Below are 2,143 nucleotides of genomic sequence, written 5' to 3' on the forward strand. Positions count from 1 at the left end.
CGGACGCGGCGAGTCCCTCGGACACGCCGGATCCGCAGGTCAGCGCCTAATCGCTTCAGGTGTCCACATCGAGGCAACCCTTTGCACACCGCTGTGGACAGACCCTGTGGACAAAAGTTGCGGCGCCACCGGTGCCGCAGCCCGTCGTGCCGTCCGCCAACGGCCGCGGCGACGTCATCCTCAACCTGTTCCAGTGGACCTGGGACGCCGTCGCGCGCGAGTGCACCTCGACGATCGGGCCCGCCGGTTTCGGGTACGTGCAGGTGTCGCCGCCGCAGGAGCACGTCACCGGCGCGCAGTGGTGGACGTCCTACCAGCCCGTCAGCTACCGGATCGAGTCGAAGCTCGGCACGCGCGAGGAGTTCCGCGCGATGGTCGCGACGTGCCGCGCCGCGGGGGTCGGGGTCATCGCCGATGCCGTGCTCAACCACACCACCGGCGCGGACCGGGGGAGCGGCACCGGCGTCGCCGGGTCGTCGTTCGGCGTCGACTCGTTCCCCGGGCTCTACGGTGCCGCGGACTTCAACGACTGCCGGTCGAACATCAGCAACTACGGCGACCGCTACCAGGTGCAGAACTGCCGCCTCGTGTCGCTGCAGGACCTGCGCACCGGCTCGTCGTACGTGCGCGACCGCCTGGCCGGCTACCTGAACGACCTGCTGAGCCTCGGCGTCGCGGGCTTCCGCATCGATGCCGCCAAGCACATCCCGGCCGCCGACCTCGCCGCGATCAAGAGTCGGCTCACGAACCCGGACGTGTTCTGGGTGCACGAGGTCATCGGCGCGAGCGGCGAGCCCGTCCAGCCGTCCGAGTACCTCGGCAGCGGCGACTCGCACGAGTTCTTCTACGGCCGGCGGCTCAAGGCCGCGTTCGACGGCAACCTCGCCAACCTGCGCACGATCGCCGACGGGCTGCTCCCGTCGTCGTCCGCGGGCACGTTCGTCGACAACCACGACACCGAGCGCAACGGCGAGACGCTCAGCTACAAGCGCGGCGCCGAGTACCGGCTCGCGAACGTGTTCCTGCTCGCGCACCCCTACGGCGCCCCGTCCGTCTACAGCGGGTACACCTGGGACGACAAGGACGCCGGCGCTCCCGGGGCCTCGGCGACGAGCGTGCCCGACGCGTCGTGCGCCGACAGCCGGTGGGTCTGCACGCAGCGGTGGACCGAGGTGCAGGGCATGGTCGGCTTCCACAACACCGTCGGCAGCGCGCCGCTCGTGCAGTGGACCGACGACGGCTCGCAGCTCGTCGGCTTCGGCCGCGGGGACCGCGGGTACGTGGCGCTCAACGACCACGACCAGCCCGTCACGCGCACCTTCCAGACGTCGATGCCCGCGGGCTCGTACTGCGACGTCGTCGCGTCCGCGACCTGCGCGTCGACCGTGACGGTGTCGTCGTCGGGCACGTTCACCGCGACGGTGCCCGCGCACGGGGCCGTCGCGATCCACGTCGGCCGTCCCGGTGGGCAGCCGACCGCGAGCACGACCGTCTACTACGCGACGACGCCCGGCTGGTCCGCCTACCGGATCCACCACCGCGTCGGGTCCGGGGCGTGGACCGCCGTGCCCGGCGTCGAGATGGCGCCCGCGTGCACCGGCTGGGTGTCGCGCGAGATCGCGACGGGCGGCGCCGCCGTGACCGCCGCGTTCACGAACGGCACCGGGACGTGGGACAGCAACGGCGGGCGGGACTACACGCTCACCGGAGCGGCCGTGCGCGTCGCCGGGGGAGTCGTCAGCCCGGGCAGCCCGTGCGGCACCACGCCCACGCCCACCCCGACACCGACGCCCACCCCGACCTCGTCGACCGCCGCCGTCTCGTTCGGCGTCCAGGCCACGACGGCGTGGGGTCAGAACGTGTTCGTCGTCGGTGACGCCGCCGTGCTCGGCGGCTGGGACCCGGCGCGCGCCGTGCCGCTCTCGTCCGCCGCCTACCCCGTGTGGCGGGCGGCGGTCACGCTGCCCGCGGGGTCGACGGTGCAGTACAAGTACGTCCGCAAGGACGCGTCGGGTGCCGTGACGTGGGAGAGCGGGGCGAACCGCACGGTGACCGTGCCGTCGTCCGGGACGCTCACGCTGAACGACACCTGGCGCTGACGCACGACGCGCGGCCCGCCCCTGCGCTCGGGGCGGGCCGCGCG

Annotated in this window: 1 protein-coding gene; it reads left to right on the plus strand. The window is 72.9% G+C overall.

Going from position 1 to position 2,143, the window contains the following annotated elements:
* Positions 1–131: 131 nt before the first annotated feature.
* Positions 132–2,099: a carbohydrate-binding module family 20 domain-containing protein gene (locus HGA02_RS17320; protein ID WP_343035571.1), complete on the plus strand. Its 1,968-nt coding sequence runs from the start codon at positions 132–134 to the stop codon at positions 2,097–2,099.
* The last annotated feature ends 44 nt before the right edge of the window (positions 2,100–2,143 follow it).

Origin of the sequence: Cellulomonas septica (genome assembly GCF_012396155.1) — a bacterium.
In the GTDB taxonomy this organism is placed as follows: domain Bacteria; phylum Actinomycetota; class Actinomycetes; order Actinomycetales; family Cellulomonadaceae; genus Cellulomonas; species Cellulomonas septica.